The sequence below is a fragment of the Streptomyces sp. NPDC039430 genome (assembly GCF_055639435.1).
The window spans coordinates 89,815-113,861 of the sequence record NZ_JBVKAK010000005.1 but is presented as its reverse complement, the minus strand read 5'-3'; the positions used below and the strand labels follow the sequence as shown (position 1 = coordinate 113,861).

Sequence of the window (24,047 nt, the reverse complement as noted above, 5' to 3'; positions counted from 1 at the left end):
CGCCCCAGACTGTCACGCCGCGACCTCCTGGTGCCGGGAGAGCCGCTGGTACAGATCATCCGTCGTGGTCAGTTCCGTATGGGTGCCGGTCGCCCGGACACCGCCCCGGTCGAGCACGATGATCTGGTCCGCCTGCGTGATGGTCGAGATGCGGTGGGCGATCGCGATCACCGCGCAGGTCCCGGAGATGGCGGTGATGGTGTCCCGCAGCGCGTCCTCCGCCTCGCTGTCCAGATTGGCGGTGGCCTCGTCGAGCAGCACGATCTCCGGCCGTTGCAGCAGCGTCCGCGCGATGGCCAGGCGCTGCTTCTGTCCGCCGGACAATCCGGCCCCGCGTTCGCCGAGTTCGGTCTCCAGGCCGTCGGGCAGGGCTCTGATCACCTCGCCCAGATGCGCCATGCGCAGCGCGTCCGCGATCTCCTTCTCGCTCGCGTCGGGCGCGGCGTAGGTGAGGTTCTCGCGGATGGTGCCCCGCATCAGGCTGTGGTCCTGCTCGACGTAGCCGATCTGGCCGCGTATCTGCTCCAGCGGCATGGTCGCCGTATCGGTCCCGCCCATCAGGACGGTGCCGGAATCGGGCCCGTAGAAGCGCTCGATGAGCTGGAAGACCGTGGTCTTGCCCGCCCCCGAGGGGCCGACGATCGCGGTGAGGCCCTTGTCCGGGACGGTGAAGGACACCTGGTCGAGGACGGCCTCCTCGGTGCCGGGGTACGTGAACGAGACGCGGTCGAAGGCGATCGCGTGGCCCCGGGTGGCGACGTGCGCGGCCTCCGGGTCGAGTTCCTCCTGCTCGATGCCGGCCAGTTCACCGATCCGGTCCAGGGCCGCGCGGCCCTGCTGGAACTGGGCGATCGACATGAACAGCATCACCAGCGGCGACACCAGATAGAAGAGGTACATCATGAACGAGGTCAGGTCGGCGGGCGGCATCGCGCCGGTCGCCACCCGGGCCATCCCCCAGGCGATGACGACCGTCAGGGCGACCTGCGTACCGACGTTCATGGCGGGCGTGAGCATCGCGGACAGCGCCGAGACCCGGACGCCGGAGCGGCGCGCCTTCCGCGCGAAGCCGGTGATGCGCTCGGTCTCGCGGTCCTCGGCGCGCGACGCCTTGACGGTGCTCATCGCGCCGAGCACACGCATCAGCGCGGAGCCGAAGTCGCTGGTGTCCTCGCGGTTGATGACCGCCACCTTCCGCACCCGGCGGGCCAGCAGCAGCGACACGACGCTGGCGAGCCCCAGGCACAGCAGGGTCACGGCGAGGAGCAGCGGATCGATCCACGCCATCAGCGCGATGCCGCCGAGGACCATGAAGCCGCTGGTGACGATCTGGGCCAGCGCCTGCGCCATGCAGATACGCGCGAGCGAGGTGTCGGTGACCATCCGTGTGAAGACGTCGCCCTGTTCCCAGCGCGCGAAGGCGGCGGTACGGGAGCGCAGCAGCCGCGCGGTCAGGACATGGCGGATGTCGAAGACGATGTTCTCGCCGGCCCGGCCGATCGCGTAGGCGTGGGCGGCGGCCAGTGCCGCGTCCGTCACGAACAGCGCCGCCGCGAGCAGGATCGGGACGAGCAGTGAGCGGTCCCCGGCGACCGCCTTGATCATCTCGCCGATGGCCAGCGGCTGCGCCAGGGTGGCCGCGGCTCCCAGGATCCCCAGGAGGGTGCCCGCCAGCAGGAGCACGCGGTGCCCGCGGGCTATCCCCCAGACGTTCACGCGTCGGCCTTGACGTAGACCGTGACGAACATCGGCGACTGCTCGCTGTAGGGCGCCTCGTCCCAGCCGGCGAACCGCTGTTCGGGTTCGAGACCGGCGTCGCGCGCGTACGCGTCGACCTCGTCCGGGGTGGTGAGGCGGGACGCCTCGGAGCCGACGCGGGTGGTGCCGTCCGACTCGTACCAGATGTGCGAGCAGAGCCAGAGGTTGCCCTCGGGCAGCAGGGTGGAGTGGGTCTGGAGTCCGGTGCCCGGTTCGGGATATGGCGTGAAATAGGTGTCGCGGCTGCGGCCTTCGTGGAGCGCGAGAATGGCGGGCTTGTTGTGTGTCTCGATGACGAGCCGGCCGCCGGGGCGCAGCAGATCCGCGGCCCGCTGTACGGCCAGCCGCTGGTCCTCGGGGGTGAGGAGCATGGAGAGCGTTCCGCAGACGCAGTACACGAGGCCGTACCGCTCGTCGGAGGTGTACGTGCGGATGTCTCCGTGGACGGGTTCGACCTCGGCGGCGCCGGGCTCGGCGCGCAGCGTGGCCAGCATCTCCTCGGAGGAGTCCACTCCGGTGACCCGTCCGACATGCGCCGACAGGGGGACGGCGATACGGCCGGTGCCGACGCCGAACTCCAGGGTGCCGGTGGCGTGATCGGGGTGGAGGTCGGCGATCTTCTTGGCGACCCCGGCCGCGGCGCCGTCCTTCGGGAACAGCCGGTCGTACCAGCCGTCGAACTGGCGGCCGTACCCTATGTCGGCTATCTCGTTCACTGGTGACTCCTCTTCCTGTTCCTGTGCAGTTCCAGGCCGGCGGCGAGGACGAGAGCCGTGCCGATCCCGGCGGCGAACGGATAATTGATGACGTCGCCGATCGCCAGGAACACCAGCACGGCGACGGCGGCGAGGGCGCAGAGAATGACCGGGGTCTTGTTCATCAGGGACTCCTCAGTGACTCCCCGGGGACTCCAGAGGGACTCCTCGGGTACCGCTGGTGCCGCCCCTCATGGGGGGGGAGGGGCGGCAGTCGATGGCGGTCGGGCCCTGCCGGGGCCTACCGCTTGAGGACGCCGATCGCGATGGCCGCGGCGATTCCGGCACCGATCGCGAGGATGACGTACGCACCAACACTCATGCCTTGACCACTTTCTTGTTGTCCGATTTCACTGGCGTGTCCGTGTGGGGGTCCAACGGGGTGTACGGCGACACGAACACGACCTCGGGGTCGTGACTCGCGTCGTACCCGGTGGCACGGGCCAGCGCGAACTGGAATCCCGTGATCCGCCGGACGTCCTCCTCTTCATGGATCGTGGCCCGCAGATACTCGGTGAGCGTCCGGTAGGCGGAGGTCCGCACGATGACGGAGAACCCCTTGTCGATCACATGGAGGATCTCACTGCAGATGTCGAAGATCGCCTTTTCCGGCCGCCGCGTGGGGAACCAGACGATCTGCCGCATCTTGCGGCCCGCGATCACGTCGACCCCCTTCCAGGCGGAGGTCTCCCCGTCCGTGCCGCGCGTGCGGTAGAGGAAGTGGTAGTCGTGCATCGCCGGAGTCGGCGCGAAGAAACGCCAGTTGGGCAGCAGCGAGAAGGTGTCCTTCAGCTGGAGCCGGTTGAACAGCTGGTTGGGGTGCTGGGTGGCGATCGTGCTGACCAGCATCACGGCACCGGCGACGCGCCAGCCGGCGCCCGGCCCGGTGAACAGGTTCTTGCCGATCTCCCGCGGTGTTCTGGTCACTTGGCCGCCCCCTCGTGCTCGTCCGTGGTCGCGCCGGCCGGCAGACCGGCGTCGCAGAACGCGACGATGCGCTCCGTCACCTGGTGCGCGAACCGGCTGTTCGTCAGCACGGTGTCGTGGTCGGCACCCTCGATCACCACGACCTCCGTGCGCCGGCCCGCACCGCTGTGCGCCCCGGCCAGCTCGTTGTGCATCAGCAGCTGGTCGGCATCGCGGTCGACGGTCTGCTGCGCGGAGACCACCAGCGCGTGCGTGTCCACCGGCTCCAGCTCGCCCTCGAAGGCACGGAAGTCCGCCTCCACCGCCGCCCATTCGCGGCGCCCGGCCTCCCACATCCGTACGTCCGTGTACTGCGCGAACGCCTTCTTGCGGTACGCCTCGGGCAGTGCGTCCACCCAGATCGGACGGGACATCAGGATCCCGGTGCCGGCCCGCAGGAACCACACCATCTGGGTGAGGGACTCACTCAGCCGCTTCGCCGTGTCGCTCTGCTGCTTGGAGCGGTTCAGCTCGTCGGGGTGGGAGGAGTCGAGGTAGACGACGCCGTGCACCCGGTCCCCGAGCAGGAGCGCGGCGCGACGGGCGAGTTCACCGCCGAGCGAGTGGCCGACGAGTATGACCCGGCGCCGCGGCGAGACGGTCCCCACGAGGTCGACCAGGTCGTCGACGGACTCGGCCAGCGTGTAGGGCGCGCCCGCCTCGCGGCGGCTGCCCGCGTATCCGGCGCGGGCGTACGTCACGACGCCGTAGCCGGTCTCCTTGGCAAGCTTCTCCGTCACCCAGGAGAAGTGCTCGGAGGTGGCGACCATCCCGGCGGCGAACACCATGACGGGCTTGTCGGCATCGCCCTGCGACATGATCTCGTACTGGAGTTCGTTGCCGTTGCGCGTGGTCAGGGTCCGAGTGGTGTGCCAGCCCTCCAGCGTACGGAGACGGCGCTGTACGGCGACCACACCGGACACCGCGACGGCGCCGGCCAGCAGGCTCGCGGCGGTCAGCGGCGCGCGGTTGTCCCGGCCCGCGACGGCGGGGTGGCCGCGGTGCGTCGCGGTGTACGCCACCATCGGGTGCATGGCCACGAACGACGACACGAACCTGCCCAGGCCCATCAGGAACCCGTTGGTGACATGGAAGGCCGCGGCGCTGGTGATCAGCGGGCGCGCCAGCCGGCCGCCGGCGAGATAGACGACGGGGAAGAGGCACTCCAGCGCCAGCACACTGTGCGTCAGATAGCGCGAGAGCCGCGGGTGGTTCTCCGTCCAGCGGAACATCGGCTCGTGGCCGTAGGTCCTGGTCCGCATGATCCCGCCGAGCGCGGACGCGTCCCGCCAGGGCTCGCCGAGCAGCTTCACCCAGCCGGACACCGCGTACGACAGGCTGGACTGGAGCGCGACGTACCAGATCAGGGCGTCCTGGGCCGCCGGCGACTTCACCAGCCGAGCGGCGCCGGTGGCGGTCTGCACGAGGATGGCCACCTGGTCGGACCCGTCGGTGCCGTAGCGGTGGCGCGGGTAGAGCAGCGCGGAGGTCGTGCCGAGGAAGAGACTTCCGGCGCCGCGCCAGCGCGAGGAGCCGGGAAGCAGCATGCCCGCGCTGACAGCGGCGCGGGCAACATGGAGGGCGGTCGTCGTCCGGCGTCCGCTGACGGCGTGCAGCGCCTTCCGTACGAGGGGCGTCGAAGCCGCCTGGACGTCCTTGACGATGTCCCAGTCGTTGAGCCCGCCCTTGCGCAATTCCTTGCGCTGGGAGAGATATTCGATCGACGAGGTCAGTGTGGTGACGGCGGCCAGCCGTTCCGACAGGCCCAACGCACCGTCCCGGGACACCGGCACAGGACCGAAGACTGCCGAAGCGATCCTTCGTGCGAATCTCACAGGGTTCCTTTCAAAACCGCCCTGGGGACGGCTCCCGTAGAGTGGATAGGGTTCTGCCGGGCCAGAACGCATCTCTGGCCCGGCAGAATTGCATTCAGGTACTGCCTGTGACTAGAGCTGCGTGGCCGGGGCCGAACCGCCGCCGCGACCGAGTTCAAAGGCGCCGATGACGGCGGAAGAGACCGCCACGCCGCCCAGGAACGCACCCGGGGTGGCCAGCACCGGGGTGGCGTCGGGGAATACCTTCCCCTCCGCCGGAATGTCCATCTCGTTCACTGCCTCGATGATGTTGTTCATGCTTTTCCTCCTACCAACAGTTCGATTTGGTGAATGAATGTGCGTTCCGCGCAGGTGGTGTGAAAAACCACTGCGGGGAGTTTTAGCCGACAGCCTTGCCGAGGGCGTAAGCGCCACCGACGAGGGTCGCGCCGCCGACGAACGCGCCGACGACCTTGGCGCCACCGATGGCGGCGAGGGCGGCGGCCGGGGTCGCCAGGACCGGGGCCTGCTCCGAGTTGGACTCGCCCTGGTCAATGGTGCCGAGGTCCAGCTTCTCGTTGAAGTACGAGACGATCTCCACCATGGGATGCTCCGCTTTCTGCTATGTGTTGGCTGCACGCATTCCACGTGCTGGATGCACGCGCCGGATGCACGCACTGAAATCCAGCCAATAAGCAGACCGATACCGGTCATATTGGTGACTCTCGGTGCGTTATACGCGGGTAAACCTCCGCGACTGTCGCAGCGATCCCCCCGGCGTGCGGTTGGATGAAAGCACCCGCGCCAACAAGGCCAGTATGACGTAGGTCACAGTGGCATTCGGAATGGGATCATCCGTCTCCTGACATGTGTCACAAGTCGATATGACGTCCGTCATCACAGGCCATGACAGTTCTCATCGGGGTGGGCGTCATTCATCGGGGACGATTTCGCCCATGGATGCCAATGGAGCAGAAAATGTGATCGAGGTCACAGACCTTTGGCGGCGATACGGGCCCGATGACAAGCGTGGCTTCGCCGCCGTTCGAGGCGTCAACTTTTCTGTCCCGAAGGGCGAAATATTCGCTCTGCTCGGGACAAACGGCGCAGGAAAGACCTCTACGGTCGAACTCCTCGAAGGTCTCGCCCGGCCCACCGGTGGCAGCATTCGCCTTTTCGGCGCGCACGATCCCTTTACCGACCGGAAGCACACCCGGCCGCGGACGGGCGTCATGCTCCAGCACGGCGGTTTCGCCACCGACCTCACGGTCGACGAGACGGTCCGTATGTGGGCGTCCGTGACCACCAACCCCCGCCCCGTCGCGGAGGCCACCGAGATGGTGGGGCTCGGACACCGCGGCGACGTCACCGTCAAAAACCTGTCGGGCGGCGAGAAAAGACGTCTCGACCTCGCCATGGCCACACTCGGCCGGCCCGATCTGCTCTTCCTGGACGAGCCGACGACCGGAATGGACCCCGAGGGCCGCCACGACACCTGGCGGATCATCGAGCGGCTCAACGACGACGGCGCCACCATCGTCCTGACCACGCACTACCTGGAAGAGGCCGAAGGGCTCGCCGACCACCTGGCCATCATGCACCAGGGCGAGATCGCGGCATCCGGAACGGTGCACGAGATCGTCGCCGCGCACCCCTCGACCCTCAGCTTCCGCCTCCCGCCGGGGCTCGGCACCGACGACCTCCCCTCGACGGACGACCTGCGGGCCACCGTCACCGCCGGCAAGGAAGGCCGGATGGAGCTGTCCACCGACGACCTCCAGCACACCACGACCGAAGTCCTGTTCTGGGCCCGCCACAAGGGCATCGACCTGAAGGAACTCGACGCCAGCTCCGCCTCCTTGGAGGAGGCGTTCCTGCGCGTCGCCCGGACCGCCGCGAGGGACACCGCATGAGTACTGCCGTCGCCCATCTCACCGCGCTCAGCCGGGTCGAGCTGAGCCTCTTCGCCCGGAGCAAGACCAACCTCTTCAACGTGCTGGTCATCCCCGTACTGATCACCATGGGCACGACCACGTTCATGGACCAGTACGACCTGGCGGGCGCGGGCCTCGCCATGGGGCAGGTGATGATCTCCACCTCCGCGGGCATCGTGCTGGTGATGGCCCTGTACGCGCCCCTCACCGGCGTCTACGTACTGCGCCGCGAGGACCATCTCCTCAAGCGGCTGCGCACGGGCGAGGTCCACGACACCGTCATCCTGGCCAGTCCCGCCGTCCCCATGATCGTGGTCGCCGTCCTCCAGTTCGCCCTGATCGCCGGGGCCGTGACGGTCATCGCCGGTCTCGGCGCGCCCGCCGCCCCGCATCTGGCGCTCCTCGGCATCGTCTTCGGCGCTCTCCTGACCACCGCCGTGGCCGCGCTCACCACCGCCGTGGCGCGCACCGCGGAAAGCGCCCAGGGAGTCAGCACGATGGGCTTCCTCTTCCTCCTGCTGACCTCAGGAACCCTGATCCCCATGGGTGTTCTGCCGGACATCTTCGGAGACGTCCTCGGATACTTCCCGCTCACCCCCGCCATCAGCCTGGTTCAGTCGGGCTGGACCGGAGAGGATGCGGGCCTGGGCTCCACACTCATCAGGGTCGCGACGATCGCCGCCTGGACCGCCCTGGCAGCCTGGGGCGTACGTCGCTGGTTCCGGTGGGAGCCCAGAGACTGACAGCATGACCAACGGGGAAGAGGAAGCGAAATGGGGACCTCGCTGCACCAGACCAACGTGCACAAGGCCACGGTCTACACACGTTGGATGCTCTGTTCCATGCCCTGGCTCCTGCTCGCTTCCCTCCTCTGGCCGTTACTGGCACAACTGCAGCGCGGCGGTGCGCCGACCTCGGCCGTGGGGCTGGCGGCCGCGTTCACGACCATCCAGGGAATCGGCGCGACCACGGCCGTGGCCTACGGCATCGGGCGGCACTACCTCCCGATACCGCTGGTGATCGGGATCGGAGCGCTCACCGCCCTCCAACTCGCGCTGATGCCCTACCTGTACGACGCGGAATGGCTGACCGGCACGCAGTCGATCGCCACCTTGTCGGTCGTCCTCGCGCTGCCGCTCGCCTTCGCTCTGTCGCCCACGGCCAATCTGCGCCTGTACGCGAGCGCCGCGCTCGCCGAGACCGCCGCCGCCGCCGCGACCGTGAGCCTCTATCTCGACCCGCGGATGCTCCTGCCCGTCCTGACCGGCACCGCGACGGGATGGGCCGTCATCGGCCTTCTCATGCACTCCTCCCTCTGGTTCCTGGCCGTCATGTGGCAGCTGGACGCGGCCCGGGAATCACAGGCCCGGCTGGTCGTCGCGGAGGAGCGGCTCCGGTTCGCCCGCGATCTCCACGATGTGATCGGGCGGAACCTGTCCGTCATCGCGCTCAAGGGCGAACTGGCCGGCCGGCTCACCCAGCACCCCAAGGCACAGGCGGAGATGGTCGAAGTGCAGCGCCTCGCGCGCGAACTGCACAAAGAGATCAGGGACGTCGTACGGAACTACCGCACCACCGACCTGGAAGCCGAACTCGACGGCGCCCGCGCGGTCCTGGAAGCGGCCGGCACGACCTGCGTCATCCATCACGCCCCGCCTGCGGGCGGCTTCGGCGAGAAGACCCAGATCGCGCTGGGATGGGCCGTCAGGGAGGCCGTCACCAACGTACTGCGGCACTCCCACGCCACCCACTGCACCATCACCGTGGACCGCCGCGACGAAGAGGGAACGCGGCTCCAGATCACCAACGACGGTGCCCTGCCCGTCGGCGATCCCGGTTACGGGACCGGTCTGGACGGGCTGACACAGCGGCTCGCGCCCCTCGGCGGCGACCTCTGCCACGGCTATGGGCCGAAGAACACCTATCGCCTCACTGTGCGCATACCGAACGGGGAATCGTAATGATCCGGATCCTCCTCGCCGATGACGAACACCTCATCCGCGGCGCGCTGGCCGCACTGCTGACCTTCGAACGCGACCTGGAGGTCGTCGCCGAAGCCTCGACCGGCCCCGAAGCCGTGGCCATGGCCCGCCATCACAAACCCGATGTCGCCGTTCTCGACCTCCAGATGCCCGGCAAGGACGGCATCACCGTCGCGGAGGATCTCAGCCGCAGCCTGCCCGCCTGTCAGACGCTGATCGTCACCAGCCACGGTCTGCCCGGCCATCTCAAGCGCGCGCTGGCCTCCGGGGTCCAGGGTTTCGTCTCCAAGACCGTCTCCGCGCAGGAACTCGCCTCGATCATCCGCAGCGTCCACGGCGGCAGCCGCTACATCGACTCCACCCTGGCCGCCGACGCCATCAGCGCCGGCGACTCGCCGCTGACCTCGCGGGAGGCCGATCTGCTCACGCTGGCGGCGGACGGCGCGCCGATCGAGGACATAGCGGAACGGGCGGCGCTGGCGCAGGGGACCGTACGCAACTACCTGTCGGCGGTGACCACCAAGCTGGGAGTGGAGAACCGGCACGCGGCGGCGTATCTGGCGCAGCGGCGCGGCTGGATCTGAGCGAGCGGTACGGGCCGCCCTCGCGGGGCTGCCGCCTCGCGGTAGGGGCCTGCTGACGGACCCGTCCGCCTCCGTACGCCGGGGTATCCGATCCGGCGTACGGAGGCGGACGCGCGCCGCTCGGGCGCACGACCGCCGGGAGCACCGGCCGCCGGGAGCACCGGGCGGCGGGAGCACCGGGCGGCGGGGGCGGCGAGGCGGCGAGGGGGCGCGGGGGCGGCGGGGGCGGCGGGGGGCGCGTCAGTTGGCGCCCATGACCGCCCCGATCGCCGTCGAGGTGACGATCACCGTCAGCGCGGTCTCCGCCGCGTCGATGATGCCGCGTACGGCGGGCGACGCCCACTGGCCCTGGGCGATCTCCGTCATCCGCGCCTCGACCGCGCGCGCGTCGCCGTCCGGGAACGCCAGCTTGTGCAGCTTCGCGCCGTGCAGCAGGGCCACCAGCCCGGCCGTACGGTCGTCGGGGGTCCCGCCCCGGCGGACCACCTCGTCGAGCCGGTCCCGTACCGACGCCTCGGCCGAGCCGTCCGCCTCCGGATAGCGGCGCACGGGGAAGAGCCCCAGCACCTTCTTGGTCTCCTTGCGGACCAGGCCCTTCTCCACGAGACCGTCCGTCGCGCCGGCCACCGCGGGCTTCTTCAGGTGGTGCAGCCAGTCCTTGACCTTGCCCGGCTTCTCGTACCCGACGATGTCGGCGAGCGCGGCGTCGAGGCTGGGCACGCCGAGCGGCGCGGGATCGCGGACGGCGACCACCTCGTCGGTCACCTCGATCCGCCCGGCCAGCGCGAGATCCACGAGGGACGCCGCCGCGATCGCCCAGGCGACCTTTTCCGGCTCCTTCTCGTAGCCCCACTTGTCGTCCAACGAAAGCAGTAACAGCTCTTCGCCCAGCGTGGTTTCCATATCAGTTGCCTCTCCGGGTGCCGTGGGGGGTAAACGCGTTCAGCGTACGGGCCGCCCCACCCGACGACGCGGCCCGGCGGGCTCCGCCGACGGGACGCCCGCCGTCGGGGTGTTGGTCGCCTTCACGAGATAGTGCGGGCGCCGCTTCACCTCGTAATAGATGCGCCCGATGTATTCGCCGACGATCCCCATCATCGATATCTGCGCCCCGGCCAGTGCGGTGATGACCACCAGGAGCGTCGCGTATCCGGGAGTGTCCACGCCGCTCGTCAGCACTCCCCCCACGATCCACACGGCGTACACGGCGGCGATCGCCATAAGAGTGACACCGAAGTGGAACGCGGCGCGCAGGGGTTTGTTGTTGAAGGAGAGCAGGCCGTCCAGACCGTAGTTGAGGAGTTTCCCGAAGCTCCATTTGCTCTGCCCGCCCTCGCGTGCGGCGTTCTCGTACGAGAACGTCGTGCTGGGATAGCCCACCCACGCGAAGAGGCCCTTGGAGAACCGGTTGTACTCGGTGAGGGCCGTGACGGAGTCCGCCGCCCGGCGCGAGAGCAGCCGGAAATCCCCCGCTCCGTCCACGATCTCCACATCCATGAAGCGGTTGATGAGCCAGTAGTAGGCCCGCGCGGTGAGGGTGCGGGTGACGCGGTCCCCTTTCCGGGTGCGCCGGGCGATGACCTGGTCGAATCCCTCCCGGTGCAGTTCCACCATGCGTGGAATGAGTTCCGGGGGATGCTGGAGGTCCGCGTCCATGATGACGAGCGCGTCACCGGCGGCGTGTTCGAGACCGGCGAGCATCGCGGCTTCCTTGCCGAAGTTACGGCTGAAGGAGATATAGCGGATACGGGGGTCCTCGGCGGCGAGCGCGCTGAGACGGAGGAGTGTCCCGTCGTCGCTGCCGTCGTCCACGTAGACGAATTCGAGCGAGGAACCGGGGTCGGATCCAAGGCCGGAGCCGAGGCCGGAGCCGAGGCCGGAGCCGAGGCCGAGCGCGGAGGTCTCCTTGGTGAGGCGCTCGTGGAAGCGCTCGATGACCGCTTCCTCGTTGAAGCACGGAACGACGACGGAGATCAGCATGGTGCTCCCTGACGGGTCTTTCGCCGCGACGAGCGTGCGCGCAGGCCGCTGTGGGCGAGGAGGACGAGAACGATGAGGAGGGAGGCTCCGCCCACCAGCGCGCCGACGCGCAGGCCCGGGGGCCTGAAGTCGCAGCGGACGGTGGTCGGGGCCGTGGATCCGGCGAGCGGTACGGAGACGAGGCCGAGGTACGAGCCGGCGGGCCGCGGCGCCGCGGAGCCCGCGGCGCACCGCCAGCCGGCGATTCGCGGAACGGCGAGCACCGTGGTCCTCCGGGCTCCCGGGGGGAGTTCGGCGGTCACGGTGTGGCCCGAGACGCGCACCTCGGTGGCTCCGGTGGCCTGGAGACGGTGCACGGCCTCGCTCAGGCGGCCGGTGTCCAGGCAGCCGAGAGCACCGTCGGGGATGATGCCGCCGTCTTCGGGGGTGAGTTCGACCGTGACGCGCCCGGAGGGCGGGACGGTGCCGAGCGGCTGCATCGAGGCGATCTTGGTGACGGGGTAGTCGGCCCGGAACCGTGCCACGGGGGTACGGGACCCGGCGCCGGAAGCGGTCGCGGAGGCGGGTGCGGGGCCGGTCGCGAGATCGCTCGCGGAGGCAGGCGCGGAGTCGGGGGCGAACAGGGGCGCGGGGCCGGTCGCGGAGGCGGGCGCGGAGGCGGGCGCGGAGGCCGCGTCCGTGAGGCGCGCCGTGCCCGAATAGTGCGGTGCCCACAGCTGCGCCTCGCTGCCCGCCGGACAGGACGCGGTGATCCGCGCGGTGACAACGGGGTTCGCCGCCAAGGGCCGGACCGTGAGGGGCCGGACCCTGACGGGCCGGATCCGGGGCACCGTATAGACCCGCGCGCCGAGCAGCTTCTCCTGGTTGCGGAAGGGCGAGGCCCCGAACTCCGGTACGGGGCCGGCGGGCCGGACGGTGACCAGCGGCGGCACCTCCCGCCGCGTGACCACCGGAACGCCACCCTCCGGGGGATTCCATCTCTGATACGGGTCGGGAGGTGACCGCACCCGCGCGCCCACGGAGAAGAGGACGTCCGTGACCTGGTTGTCCAGGCTCTGCACCGACCGTCCCCGCGAGGTCCAGCCGCCGCCGAGCGCCGTGAGCGTACGGCTGAGCACATCGGAGGTCAGGCTGCTGTAGTACTGGGCGCCCTGGCCGCCGACGAGCAACGGGTCGTTCCCGACGGTCTGTTCACGGCCCGGTTCGGTCCGGTAGCGCGGCCAGTCGTCCGCCCGCGCGACGGCGTCGCGCTGGTCGCTCTGCCGCGCGCCCCACGGCGCGTAGTCGTCCGAGTGCGCCAGCCGCAGCCGGTCGGAGAGGGCCGCGGTCCCCGCGGACTGGCCCAGTTGGACGGTGATCAGCAGGGCCGCGCAGCAGGCGACAACCCGTCGACGGGGCCGGCCGGCGGCCATGACGGTCAGCACGACGACCCCGGAGGCGGCGCCTACCAGCGCGATCGGGACCGACCACACGTACACCAGCGGGCTGAAGCTCGCACCGGCCGCGACGAGCGCGAGCAGTCCGCTCGCGGCCAGCACCGGACGCGGTCCGGGAACCCCGTGGGCGAACGACCACCACGCGGCGATCACCAGCAGTCCGCACAGGACGAACGCCTGTCGGTAGGAACTCCCGTTGGGGGTGCTGAACGCGTTCCAGACCAGATGCGTCGGCCCCCACTGGAACGACAGCACCACCCCGGCCACGAGCCCCGTCAGCACCAGACGCGCCCGGCGCGGCACCGCCGAGTTGAACGGCAAGGTGAGAGCGAGCAGCAGCGCCGCGGTGTTCACGTAGATGCCCGGGGTCCCGAAGCTGTACGTGGTGGGCAGCAGCCGGGCGAGCACATCCGTCCAGGGGACCGCGGAGAAGACCGTGTTCCGGCCCGGGTACGCGTGCCGCGTCCCGTAGTAGACGACCACCACCACGGGGGCGGCGAGGCCCATCCCCAGCACGGTGGTCAGGGCGGCCCGCCGCAGCGCGACCAGACGCTCCCGGACGGTGTGCGAGCCGGCCAACAGCCGTGCGAGGAGCAGCAGTCCGGCTCCGAGCGTGGCCATGTACGCGCTGTAGAAGTTGGCGATCCAGACGACCGCGACCACCAGCGCTCCGAGCACCGGGCGACGGCCGGCCGTCGCCCACTCACCCACCAGGCAGAGCAGCGGGAAGGCGATCAGGCCGTCCAGCCACATCGGGTTGTGCGCGCCGTCCGCCACGGCCCACCCGCAGAGGGCGTACGAGCCGCCCAGTGCCCCCGCGACCCACCAGCGTCCGGGGCGCAGCCGCAGCAGGAGCCAGGCCATCGCGGCACCGGCCGCGGCCAGTTTCACGACGGTGATCACATAGACGGCGAGATCGATCTCGTCCCGTGGGAAGAGCGCGACCAGCGGGGCGAAGGGACTGGTGAGGTACGTACCGAGATCGGGCAGCAGGCTGGAGCCGAAGCCGGACCGCCAGTTGACGAACAGATCGCCGTCGGCCCTGCCGTGCAGCAGGTCCCACAGATAGGCGTGGTACGGGACGTACTGGTTACCCAGATCGTTGACGCTGCGCGTCCGCGGGCCGAACGGAAAGACACGCGCGATCGCGCCACCGGCGCACAGCGCGGAGGCGGTGATCAGAGCGGCCAGACACGCGGCGCGGCTGATTGGTTTCACACTGAGAGCTGTCCTCGGAGCCCGCCGCGTTGCGGTGATGTAGAGCACATCCGACGTCAACACCGCGCCCGCGCCGCCACGCGTCCGGGAGCTACGCGGCCGATCCGCTGTCGGAATTCCCTGACGAGGGGTCATAATGGGACGCGTAGCCCTTCGCGCATCCCCCGTCGCGAAGGGCTACGCCTCTTGGCCACAGCCGGATTCCCCGCCCGCGAGCAGCACGAGCAGGGGACTCCCCTCGTGGCCCCCTGCCCGTGTTTTTTCGAGTTAACAGTGACGTAGAGTATTTGCGCAAGCCAGTTCCGGCTCTCGGACGTCCTGATCGGGGGCCGGTACCGTACAAGCCCGTTGACCGAAATGGGGGGCCAGCATGGACAACGGTGTCAACCCCGCCGCGATCGGCGACGGCGATGATGACGGCAATGGCAACGGCAATGGCGAGCAGGACCACGGCCTTGACCAGGGGCGCGAGCGCGAAGAGCGTGCGCCGGAGCTGCGGACGCTGCGGCAGAAGGTCGAGTACATGGTGGAGAAGACCTTCCCGGGCCGGAAGATCTCGGGACGGGTCTTCGCGGATCTGGTCAAGGAGCGCGGCGGCTCCCTCTCCCACAGCTACTTCTCCAACATCCTCGCCGGGAAGGTCACCCATCCGTCGGAGGAGATCCTCCGGGCCCTCGGGCTGGGGTTCGGTGTGGACTGGCGCTTCTTCAAGGAGGAGTCCGAGGTCGTCGACGATGTCGTGGCCGGACTCCAGTTCCTCGCGAAGCGCCGCACGGGAGAGATCAGCGGAATCGCGGCGCGTGGTCTGGACGACGACGGTCTGCCGCCGGAGCTGCTGCAATTCGCGCTTTCCCTGCTGGAGGACACCAAGGCCAGGCAGAGCGGTGGTGGTGCGGGTGGTGACGGTGACGGTGGGGGCGCGGGTGACGGTAGGGGCGCGGGCTCGGGGTCGGGGTCGGGGTCGGGGTCGGACGCTGACGCTGACGCGAAACCGGGCACGGAGCCGGATTCGGAGCCAGATTCGGAGCTGTAGTAGCGGCGCTCGCCTGGCTGTTGGCTAGAATCCGACCGCACGTCACACGCATGTGCGATGACGATCAAGAGGCCCCCATGTCCATGCGCGAGTTGCGGAGAGAGTGCGAAGCCGGACTGGCCGATCTCCCCATCCCCACGCCCTTCGGCGTCGCGACGCTGGTGGCGAACATGGAAGCGGCCCGGGGCCGGACGATCGTTCTCCACGAACTGCCCGACCGGCTGGCCCGGCTCAACGCCGCGTGCGGACTTCGCCTCAAGTCGGGCGACACCAGTTTCGTCCTCTACCGCCGGCGCCCGACCGCGTACCAGACCCAGCACGTGATCCTGCACGAGCTGTGCCATGAGTGGTTCGACCACGGCACCACGCTCGACGAGGCCCAGCTGCGGCAGTTGCTGCCCGTCTTCGACGCCTCGCTGATCAGCCGGGTCCTCGCCGCGGACGATCCGCCGGAGTTCCCTCCCGCGATCACCGACGCCTTCGAGTCGGGCGGCCCCATCCAGGCCCGCGCGCAGTACGACACCCATGACGAGCGGGTGGCCGAGTTCGGCGCCTCGCTCATCCCCCGCATGGCCAGGGACGTCACGAGCGACGACATGGTGGGCCGGCTGGCCAACTCGCTCTCGCGTCCGGTCGCCCACCGCCGCCGCGGCGGCGGCTTCTTCCGCCGTACGTGACCGGGCAACCGCCGGAAGTCCGGAAATCCCCCCACCCGCAAGGACTCACCCCATGAGAAGCGCCCCGTGACCCCGCTCGACCTCGCCGGATACCTCATAGCCGGCCTGATGACCGCCGTCGCCCTGTGGCGGATGCCGGCCGCGCTGTGGGGAGATGAGGAGGACAAACGGCGACGGGCTCTGTGGGGGTGCTACGCCGGATTCGCCATCGCCCTGTGGACCAAGACCGAGATCGTACGCATCGGGCTCAACAACAGCCCCGTCACCGATCTCTCCGTACTGATCAAGCACTACACGGCGACCATCGCGATCCTGGCGATTCTCAGCTACATCGTCGCGATCTACGGGCGGTACCCGGACGACGGGGAAATCCCCCGGCACGTACGGTTCGCCCGGCTGATCCAGCATGTGGCGGCCAAGGCGTCCGTCGCCACGCTGATCCTGCTGACCGTGCTCTTCTTCACCGTGGTCGACCGCTCCGTACCCTCGGACCGCTTCGTCTCCGACCACGCCGGCCAGTGGGGCGCGACGCTCTATATGAGCGTGTTCTATCTCTACTTGGGCACGGCGTCCGCCGTCTGCGCCTACCAGTGGGCGCTGGCGACCCTCGACACGCGGCTCCGTCATCTGCGCGTGGGGCTGGGCATGATGACGTTCGCCATGTTCATCGGCGTCGGATACACCGTCAGCCGGACGCTGTTCATGTGGGTCAGCGTCGTCGACCAGCCCAGTGAGACGTTCGCGCGGACCTTCGACGAGGTCACCGAGGCCGCGCAGCTCGTACTGTTCGCCTTCTTCGCGCTGGGCGCGTCCCTGCCCGCGTTCAGCAAGGGCTGGCGCCGCGCGAAGCTGTGGCGGGCGCAGACGCGGCTGCACCCGCTGTGGCGCGAACTGATGACGGCCTTCCCCGACCAGCCCTTCGCCCCGCCGGCCTCACTGCCGCGCGAACTGACGCGGTTCGACACCCCCGCGGATCTCCGGATCGACCGATGGGCCGCCGACATCGCGGACGCGGTCGAGAAGCTGCGGCATTACGTACCGGACAGCCTGCACCCGGCCGCGAAGCGGGCCTCGGCGGACGACTCCGCCGGTGACTCCGGCGGGCGTTCCGTCGGGGACTCCGGCGGCTCCGGTGGAGACTCCGGCGAGGAGCGGCGGGCAGGGCCGCTCGCCGACGCCCTCTGGATCAAGGCGGCCCTCACCGCGAAGGCCGACGGCGCGCCCGCCGGCCGGGCCGCGGCCATCGAGCCGAACCACGCCGTCGACCAGGACGGCGAGGTGGCCCGACTGGTGCGCGTGGCCGCCGCGTTCAAGACGATCACCCCCGAACGGACCCGGCGCGTCCTGAACATCATGGACGACATGGAGGGCACGGACGGCACGAACGGCAGGGAGGGCACGGACGGCACGAACGGTGCGGAAGCCACGGACGGCGCGGGGTCCCCTCGGTCCAAGCAGACCAGCACATCGACAGAAAGAACCGCATGACCACCACCGCCCCGGCGGACGGCACCGTCACCACGGCCCGCACCGTCACCGACATCTTCCAGCCCCGCAACGTCCTGCTGGTGGGCATGCTCGCCATCGGCCTCGCCGCCGCGCGGGACTGGACCGGCCTGCCCTGGGGCCTGCTCGCCGCCCTGTGCGCCGGGCTGATACCCGCCGGCTACATCGAGTGGGAACGCAAGCGGGGCACCTGGGGCGACCGCCATGTCGTCGACCGTACGAAGCGCGCGCCGATCTTCTTCGTCATCCTCGGCTCCATCGGCACCGGTTCCGTCATCATGCTGCTCGGCAACGCCCCGGCGGGCATCCTCGTCTCGATGCTCGGCCTCTGGGCGATGACGGTCCTGCTCCTGGCCATCAACACCGTCTGGAAGATCTCGGTGGACGCGGCGGTGGCTTCGGGGGTCGTGGCACTGCTCGCCGCGGTCCACTCCCCCTGGTGGCTGCTCGGGTACGCCATGACCATCGCGGTGTGCTGGTCCCGCGTAGCCCTGAAGTACCACACCCTCGCCCAGACGATCGCCGGAGCGACCCTGGGCGCGGCGACGGCGTCGGCATTCCTGTTCGTGTGAATGGAACGCCCGCGATTCCCTGGGTTCGTGGACAGGGTCTGTTCGCGGCCTGCGGGTGGATGGGCTCTGCGGGGCTGCGCGGGGGTGGAGTGGGGCGGCGGGGCTCCGGCTCGGCGTCTGGCCGTGGGGGGTGGTTGGGCTTCATGCCCCGCTGGTGGGGGTGGGCTTTTCGACTGCGGGTGAGGACCGAGGGGTAGTCGGGGTGGGCCGGGGGGTTTGATGGCGGGTTGGGGCCGCCCCTGAGGCTTCAGTGTCGCGGCTCCGGGTCGGGCGTCAAGGGCGCTCCTTTGTCGCGTCGGCTGCGCCGATTCCGCTTCGCTCCACCCTTGACACCCAACCCTGCACCGCAAGTGCAGCTTTGAGGGGGGCGGCCCGGGGGAGGGGTCCCCGGAGGGGATCCGTGGGTGGGGGCCGGTCCGTTGCCGACCGCTGCTCGGTGGGTGGGGGCGCAGGAGTGGAGTGGGGCGGCCCGGCACCGGCTCAGCGAGCTGATGTGGGTGGGTAGTTGGGCTGCATGCCTCGCTGGTGAGGGCCCGTTGTCGGCTGCTTCTGCAGCCCGAGGCAGATGAGAGGGCCACCCGCCCCCTATGCCCCAGTTTGGCGGGCCTTTTGGAGGGTCCTCGGACCGGTGATGCGTCCCGTGTCCACTTAACCTGGCCCCACGGCACATCACGGTCTCCCAGGGGCCCACTCATCGCCCCCTGAGTCACACCCACCCCACCACCCACACACCCTCACCAGCGGGGCATGAATCCCAGCCACCCACCGGGGGCAACCCGCTGAGCCGGGGCCGGGCCGCCCCACACCACTGCTGCGCAGCCCCGCAGGGCCCACCGACCGGCAGTCGGCAACCGGACCCCCGCAACAAGGGAGCTTCCCCGGGGACCCCTCCCCCAGTAGGTCCAACACTCTGGGACTTGCTCGGGTAGCGGACCGTTTCCGCTGGTCACAAGGGGTGTCCCATGGCGACAGTCACACCGGTCAAGGCACGCGGGAACTCGCTGGTCCCCACAGGGACCATGAAGAAGACCATCGAACGGGGAACAGCCCCTGTCCCCGCCGCATGCGACAACCGCCCCGAAGTGGACCTGTTGCTCAGAAAGTCCAAGGTCGTGCGCGAGGGTGAGAGGGCACTCAGCATCCGCGCGCAGGAAGAGCGGGGCCGTGCGTGGGCCGAGGAGAACGGCTACCGCGTCCGCAAGGTGTGGAAGGAAAACCTCTCCGCCTGGTCGGACGTGAAGCGCCCGAAGTACGACGCGGCCATGGACGCCGTACTCAACGGTGAAGTGACCTGTCTGTGGGTGTACGCGCTCGACAGATTCAGCCGCAAAGGCGCCGAAGCGGTCGTACCGATCCTCGGCAAGGCCCGCGTCATCTTCGACTACGAACGTCTTGACTCCATGGACGAGCGCGACCGCCGTTGGATCATCGACCGTGCGGAGAACGCGCGTGAGTACTCGCAGCGTCTGTCACACAACGTCCGCAGCACCAAGGCCAAGCAGCGCAACGAAGGGCGCTGGCTTGCGAGGGCCCCGTTCGGCCTGGTCGCCGACCCCGCCACGCGCAAGCTGTCCCCGGACCACACCCCCTATATCTGCCTGGTCAAGGGGAAGCGGGAAATCACGCCGTGGCAAGTCGTCGTGCGCATCTACAACGGGATCGCCGAGGGCATATCGGCGCGCGCTCTCTCCCGCGCGTTCAACGCCGAAGGGATCGTGTCCGCCACCGGTAAGGCATGGACCGGTGCCACCATCCGGGCCATCCTCGTGCACCCCGTCTACGAAGGGTGGCTCACCCTCACGAACGCGGGGAAGGTCCCTGCCCACTACCTCAACCCGGACGGTGAGCGGGTCCGCTGTGTCACAGACGATGTCCTGCCGCAGATGATCCCCGCCGATCTCGCCGCACGGGCCCGCCGGCTCGTCTCCGGACATCAACTGTTCAACACCGCCGAGCCCCAGACAGGGCGCCGGGTCCACCCGCTCACCGGGCTGTTGCGGTGCGCGGACTGCGGGCACGCGATGTCCTACGGCGGCGGGTCATACGAGTGCCAGTACTACTCAGGCGGCGGAGCCTGCACCAGGCCCGCGTCCGCTTCCCGCCCCCCGCTGGAGCGGTACATCGTCGAGGCATGGGCCGCACGGCTCCACGGCGCGGACGATGACGACGACCTGATGATCGCAGTGGCCGAACGCTGGCAGGCGCTCACCCGCCCGGACGAGACGCAGGAGATCAGGGATGCGCGGGCGGAACTCAAGGCAGCGCAAGCCAAGCTGGACGCCTTCCACGCGGACGACGCCGCCGACTTCTACACCGGCCGCTCGGCGCGGTACCGCATCCCTCACAAGGTCGCTGCGGAAAAGCGCCTCGATGCCGCCGAGGCACGCATCCGCGAACTCACCGGAGACAGCCGCGTTGACGTCTCGTTCGTCGTCAACGGTCACGCGCTGAAGGTGTGGGAGGACGCCGACCCCGGCATGAGACAAGACCTCCTGGCCCTCGCCATCGACCGCGTGACCGTGACCAAGTCCCCCAAGCAGGGAGGCAAGTTCGACGGTGACGAGCGCGTGACCATCGTGTGGGCAACCCCGGAAGGCGCCGAGCCCGACGCAGACGAGTTCGAGCAAGCCGCATAACAGCCCTGTCGGCCCGAGACAGCCCCGGGAGGTCCCGTGACCGCCCGGGGCTTTCGCATGTCCGCAGACGGACGTACGCGGTTCCGCCGACCAGCGGGTGAGCCATGACGGAATGACGTTTCTACCTACTTTTTTGAATGCACATAGAAAACTTAAGGAAAAACCAAACCGGCATCCGAACCGTCATTCCGTCATGGTCCGGCCCTCGGGAATCTGATGGTCCCCACACCACAGTGAGGGACCGAGCGAACCGAGTTCACCGTACGACGGGAACGGGAATTCGCTGGTCCCCACAACACAGTGAGAGCGGGTTACCGCGCACCCCACCAGCCCGGAAACGGCGGACTGAGTGCCCGACTCTCACCAGCTCTGCCCGTGCACCACGCACCCGCTCGGGGTGGCCGCTGGGGTCGTGTGGCAGAGCGCGGGGACCACACCACCCGCAGGCAACCGGCTCGTCCGCGAGTCGCAGAACGGGGTTGCAAGCCCGTGTGGTCCCCACCGTGTCCGGACCGACCCGACCCGGCGAGAACAACGAACATGCCCACCTGACCCAATCGGTAGAGGTGCGCGGTACCGGCCCCTCGGGGATGTCGGCCGCGGAGTTCCGAGGTGGGCACGTAACGACGACCACCACCAGGGGGACGCACATGCGCTGTATCGACTGCACTGAGCCCGCCACCCATCGGGGCCGCTGCAAGACGCATCACGGGGCGTACGAGGGGCGACCGAACGTCCGTTCCCGACGAGCGCGGGGCAGGCGACGGGCGAACCGCCGGGACGCTGCTGCGAGGCTCCGCCGGCGAGTGCAGGAACGGGGTTCGGCCTGGTGCGACTGGTGCTTGGGCGACTTCCCCGCAGACGGAGTGGACGTGGACCATGTGCGGCCCTTCGCCCTCGGCGGTGAAGACGTGGACAGCAACGTGCAAGTGCTGTGCCACCTGTGCCACCAGCTCAAGACCGATACCGAGTTCGGGGGTGCCCATGGGGTGGCTCAGTGAGGCGTACGACCACGGGCCCGAGGACGTTGAACGGCTCCGGGCGGTGTGTGCTGCTCTCGCTGCTGCCCCGCCCCGCAACGTGCTGGTCGTGAGTACCGCCCCCGTGGTCGAGGACACCCCCCATGCCCCGTAAGCCCCGCCCCCCGTGCTCTGTCCCCGGGTGCCCCGAGCTGACCACTGGTGGCCGTTGTGCGGCTCACGAGAGGGAAGCGACCGCGCAGCGTGTGACACCGGGGACGAGCGCGTACGGGCGCCTTTGGCCGCGTATCCGCCGCGCGTACCTGTACGCGAACCCGTGGTGTGTGCTGTGCGGTCGTGGCGCGTCGGTGGCAGACCATTTCCCACTGTCGCGACGGCTGTTGCTTGTACAGGGTGCCGCGAATCCGGATGCTGCGAAGCATCTGCGTCCGCTGTGCACGTCGTGCCATAACCGCGAGACCGCACGCAAACAGCCTGGTGGATTTGCTGCGGAAGCTCGTTCCCGTCGTGAATCCGGCGAGCGTCCGCCTTTCTGACCAGGGCGGGTGCCCCCTTCCCCTCCTGAGATTGCACGGCAGGGAGGAGAAAAACTCTTGCCGGAGCTGTAGGCGTTTTTGGGCGGCCTTTTGAACCAGCAGGAAGGTGAGAATTCGTGGCTGACCGATACCGGCCCACATCTGCTGTCCAGCGGGTGCGGGAGGGAAACCCGTCAAAGACACCGATCAAAGAGGGAGTGGTAATCCCTCGCGCGATCCTTGCCGAACCGGACTGGTCCGGAGTGTTCGCGCCCTCGCCGTTTGCCGAAGTGGAAACGGCCAACGCACGATGCCGGGAAGTCGCATCGCAAGAATGGCGGCGCGTTGTGCCGGTGTTGGAAGTGGCTGCCGGTATAGGCGAAGTGGACCACGCGAGCGTGAAAGACCTGTGCGTGTGCGTGGCTCGTATCGACCAGGCGGAGCGGGACCTTTCGGAACGCGGGCTCATGGTGACCGCAGAGCGCGGAACGGTGAAGAACGGTGCGGCCACCATCGCAGCGCAGTACCGGACGCAGCTTGCCCGGTACATCCGCGAATTAGGTCTTTCGCCGAGTGCGCGAGCCGCTATTACAGCGCCGGAATCCGATGATGAGGATTCGGATATCTGGGATTGATCGCCGACTCGTCAACCACACTGAAGACAACTAGGAGAAACGACTATGGCTCTTACGCTCGCTGAATCAGCCAAGCTCACTCAGGACATGCTCAAGCTTGGCGTCATCGAAATGTTCATTCAGGAATCGCCGATCCTTGATCGGCTGCCGCTTATCGACGTTCAGGGGAGCGCGTACAAGTACAACGAAGAATCCAAGCTGCCGGGTGTTGCCTTCCGGGCCGTGAACGAGGCATACCCGGAGAGTGTTGGTGCGGTTAATCAACGCATTGAAACCCTTGCCATCCTCGGCGGTGATGCGGATGCCGACAAATTCATTGTCCAGACGCGAAGCAATCTCAATGAACAGCGCGCCATTCACACGCACATGAAAATCAAGGCTGCGTCAATTCATTTCTCCGATCAGTTCTTCAATGGTGACGTCATGGTCAACCCGAAAGGTTTCGACGGTCTCCGGAAGAGACTGATTGGATCACAGGTGGTCGATGCCGGGGGGACTTCCCCTGTGGCGGATGGATACGCGTTCTTTGATGCGTTGGATTCCCTGGTTGGTCGGGTTCGCGGACTCAGCGGAGCGAACGGAGCCATCTATACCAACAGTGAGATAATCGCCAAGATCAAGTCTGGATTCCGGCGACTGGGCGGCAATGAACTTCTCATGAGCGAGATCGGGGGAAAACTTGCTCCCACATGGAACGGGATTCCCCTCCTGGATGCCGGCCAGAATCTCGACGGTACGGACGTGATCCCGCTTACGGCTGGTGAAGATGGTAAGGAGACCAGCGACATGTACGCCGTCCGTTTCGGTGCTTCCGAGGCGGACACCGGGGTAACCGGTCTCACCAACGGCGGGATTCAGGCAACCGATTTGGGTGAGGCTCACGAAAAGCCGGTGTACCGAACCCGGATTGATTTCTATTGTGGACTCGCCATGTTCGGCGGTAAGGCTGCCGCTCGCCTTACCGGAGTCCTGAACGGCTGATCGCCTCACAGAGCCCCCGTGCTCGTCTCCCCCAGGGGGACGTGTGCGGGGGCTTTTCGCGTATGCGGGAATGGCAACTAGAAGC

Annotated in this window: 21 protein-coding genes and 1 pseudogene; 12 read left to right on the top strand and 10 right to left on the bottom strand. The window is 68.6% G+C overall.

Annotation, left to right across the window (positions count from 1 at the left end; all coding sequences use genetic code 11):
• Positions 1 to 12: 12 nt before the first annotated feature.
• From ACZ7LS_RS14860 to ACZ7LS_RS14830, 7 genes are all read right to left on the bottom strand, one after another.
• Complete coding sequence (locus ACZ7LS_RS14860; protein ID WP_382524119.1) at positions 13 to 1,716, bottom strand: ABC transporter ATP-binding protein; 1,704 nt, start codon at positions 1,714 to 1,716, stop codon at positions 13 to 15.
• Entirely contained in the window at positions 1,713 to 2,474 is a 762-nt protein-coding gene (locus ACZ7LS_RS14855) for a class I SAM-dependent methyltransferase (protein WP_382524117.1), read from the bottom strand. The genes ACZ7LS_RS14860 and ACZ7LS_RS14855 overlap by 4 nt, the downstream gene beginning before the upstream one ends.
• Positions 2,471 to 2,638, bottom strand: coding sequence for a hypothetical protein (locus tag ACZ7LS_RS14850; RefSeq protein ID WP_165371911.1), 168 nt, complete (start codon positions 2,636 to 2,638; stop codon positions 2,471 to 2,473). The genes ACZ7LS_RS14855 and ACZ7LS_RS14850 overlap by 4 nt, the downstream gene beginning before the upstream one ends.
• Positions 2,639 to 2,831: 193 nt before the next feature.
• Positions 2,832 to 3,440 carry a hypothetical protein gene (locus tag ACZ7LS_RS14845; RefSeq protein ID WP_382524115.1) on the bottom strand — a complete coding sequence of 203 codons (609 nt, stop codon included), beginning with the start codon at positions 3,438 to 3,440 and terminating at the stop codon, positions 2,832 to 2,834.
• Positions 3,437 to 5,314: an alpha/beta fold hydrolase gene (locus ACZ7LS_RS14840; protein ID WP_382524113.1), complete on the bottom strand. Its 1,878-nt coding sequence runs from the start codon at positions 5,312 to 5,314 to the stop codon at positions 3,437 to 3,439. The genes ACZ7LS_RS14845 and ACZ7LS_RS14840 overlap by 4 nt, the downstream gene beginning before the upstream one ends.
• Positions 5,315 to 5,425: 111 nt before the next feature.
• Positions 5,426 to 5,611 carry a hypothetical protein gene (locus ACZ7LS_RS14835; protein ID WP_030350807.1) on the bottom strand — a complete coding sequence of 62 codons (186 nt, stop codon included), beginning with the start codon at positions 5,609 to 5,611 and terminating at the stop codon, positions 5,426 to 5,428.
• 82 nt (positions 5,612 to 5,693) lie between these two features.
• The gene (locus ACZ7LS_RS14830; protein WP_129770332.1) at positions 5,694 to 5,897 is read right to left on the bottom strand and encodes a hypothetical protein; all 204 of its coding nucleotides are present in this window, start codon (positions 5,895 to 5,897) and stop codon (positions 5,694 to 5,696) included.
• A 352-nt stretch (positions 5,898 to 6,249) separates the two neighbouring features.
• Between ACZ7LS_RS14830 and ACZ7LS_RS14825 the strand changes: the two genes are divergently transcribed.
• The 4 genes from ACZ7LS_RS14825 to ACZ7LS_RS14810 are packed head-to-tail and all read left to right on the top strand — an operon-like array spanning position 6,250 to position 9,793.
• Complete coding sequence (locus tag ACZ7LS_RS14825) at positions 6,250 to 7,206, top strand: ABC transporter ATP-binding protein (RefSeq protein WP_385131103.1); 957 nt, start codon at positions 6,250 to 6,252, stop codon at positions 7,204 to 7,206.
• On the top strand, positions 7,203 to 7,970 hold the full coding sequence (locus ACZ7LS_RS14820; RefSeq protein ID WP_382524109.1) for an ABC transporter permease: 768 nt from the start codon (positions 7,203 to 7,205) through the stop codon (positions 7,968 to 7,970). The genes ACZ7LS_RS14825 and ACZ7LS_RS14820 overlap by 4 nt, the downstream gene beginning before the upstream one ends.
• A gap of 30 nt (positions 7,971 to 8,000) precedes the next feature.
• On the top strand, positions 8,001 to 9,188 hold the full coding sequence (locus tag ACZ7LS_RS14815) for a sensor histidine kinase (protein ID WP_385131100.1): 1,188 nt from the start codon (positions 8,001 to 8,003) through the stop codon (positions 9,186 to 9,188).
• Positions 9,188 to 9,793: a response regulator gene (locus tag ACZ7LS_RS14810; RefSeq protein ID WP_382524105.1), complete on the top strand. Its 606-nt coding sequence runs from the start codon at positions 9,188 to 9,190 to the stop codon at positions 9,791 to 9,793. Before ACZ7LS_RS14815 ends, ACZ7LS_RS14810 begins: the two co-directional genes overlap by 1 nt.
• A 240-nt stretch (positions 9,794 to 10,033) precedes the next feature.
• Here the strand turns inward: ACZ7LS_RS14810 and ACZ7LS_RS14805 are convergent, their stop codons facing one another.
• From ACZ7LS_RS14805 to ACZ7LS_RS14795, 3 genes are read right to left on the bottom strand one after another with little or no spacing between them, the layout of a single operon-like run.
• Entirely contained in the window at positions 10,034 to 10,696 is a 663-nt protein-coding gene (locus ACZ7LS_RS14805; RefSeq protein WP_382524103.1) for a GOLPH3/VPS74 family protein, read from the bottom strand.
• 39 nt (positions 10,697 to 10,735) lie between these two features.
• Positions 10,736 to 11,773, bottom strand: a complete 1,038-nt coding sequence (locus ACZ7LS_RS14800; protein WP_382524101.1) for a glycosyltransferase family 2 protein — start codon at positions 11,771 to 11,773, stop codon at positions 10,736 to 10,738.
• Entirely contained in the window at positions 11,767 to 14,427 is a 2,661-nt protein-coding gene (locus ACZ7LS_RS14795) for a YfhO family protein (protein WP_385131095.1), read from the bottom strand. Before ACZ7LS_RS14795 ends, ACZ7LS_RS14800 begins: the two co-directional genes overlap by 7 nt.
• 370 nt (positions 14,428 to 14,797) lie before the next feature.
• Here ACZ7LS_RS14795 and ACZ7LS_RS14790 point away from each other — a divergent pair, with 370 nt between their 5' ends.
• The 8 genes and pseudogenes from ACZ7LS_RS14790 to ACZ7LS_RS14755 all read left to right on the top strand — a co-directional run bounded on the left by ACZ7LS_RS14790 (position 14,798) and on the right by ACZ7LS_RS14755 (position 23,962).
• Positions 14,798 to 15,460: a hypothetical protein gene (locus tag ACZ7LS_RS14790; protein WP_385131093.1), complete on the top strand. Its 663-nt coding sequence runs from the start codon at positions 14,798 to 14,800 to the stop codon at positions 15,458 to 15,460.
• A gap of 77 nt (positions 15,461 to 15,537) precedes the next feature.
• Complete coding sequence (locus ACZ7LS_RS14785; protein WP_385131091.1) at positions 15,538 to 16,137, top strand: toxin; 600 nt, start codon at positions 15,538 to 15,540, stop codon at positions 16,135 to 16,137.
• Between the two features lie 66 nt (positions 16,138 to 16,203).
• Positions 16,204 to 17,484 (top strand): annotated as a pseudogene (locus ACZ7LS_RS14780) (MAB_1171c family putative transporter); the annotation flags it as partial.
• A 137-nt stretch (positions 17,485 to 17,621) separates the two neighbouring features.
• Positions 17,622 to 18,215, top strand: a complete 594-nt coding sequence (locus ACZ7LS_RS14775; protein ID WP_382524093.1) for a hypothetical protein — start codon at positions 17,622 to 17,624, stop codon at positions 18,213 to 18,215.
• A 962-nt stretch (positions 18,216 to 19,177) separates the two neighbouring features.
• Positions 19,178 to 20,851, top strand: coding sequence for a recombinase family protein (locus ACZ7LS_RS14770; protein ID WP_385131088.1), 1,674 nt, complete (start codon positions 19,178 to 19,180; stop codon positions 20,849 to 20,851).
• 137 nt (positions 20,852 to 20,988) lie between these two features.
• A complete protein-coding gene (locus ACZ7LS_RS14765; protein WP_385131085.1) occupies positions 20,989 to 21,852 on the top strand; it encodes an HNH endonuclease in 864 nt (287 codons plus the stop codon).
• 631 nt (positions 21,853 to 22,483) lie between these two features.
• Positions 22,484 to 22,981, top strand: a complete 498-nt coding sequence (locus ACZ7LS_RS14760) for a phage terminase small subunit P27 family (RefSeq protein ID WP_385131083.1) — start codon at positions 22,484 to 22,486, stop codon at positions 22,979 to 22,981.
• 45 nt (positions 22,982 to 23,026) lie between these two features.
• Complete coding sequence (locus tag ACZ7LS_RS14755; RefSeq protein ID WP_385131080.1) at positions 23,027 to 23,962, top strand: major capsid protein; 936 nt, start codon at positions 23,027 to 23,029, stop codon at positions 23,960 to 23,962.
• Positions 23,963 to 24,047 lie beyond the last annotated feature (85 nt).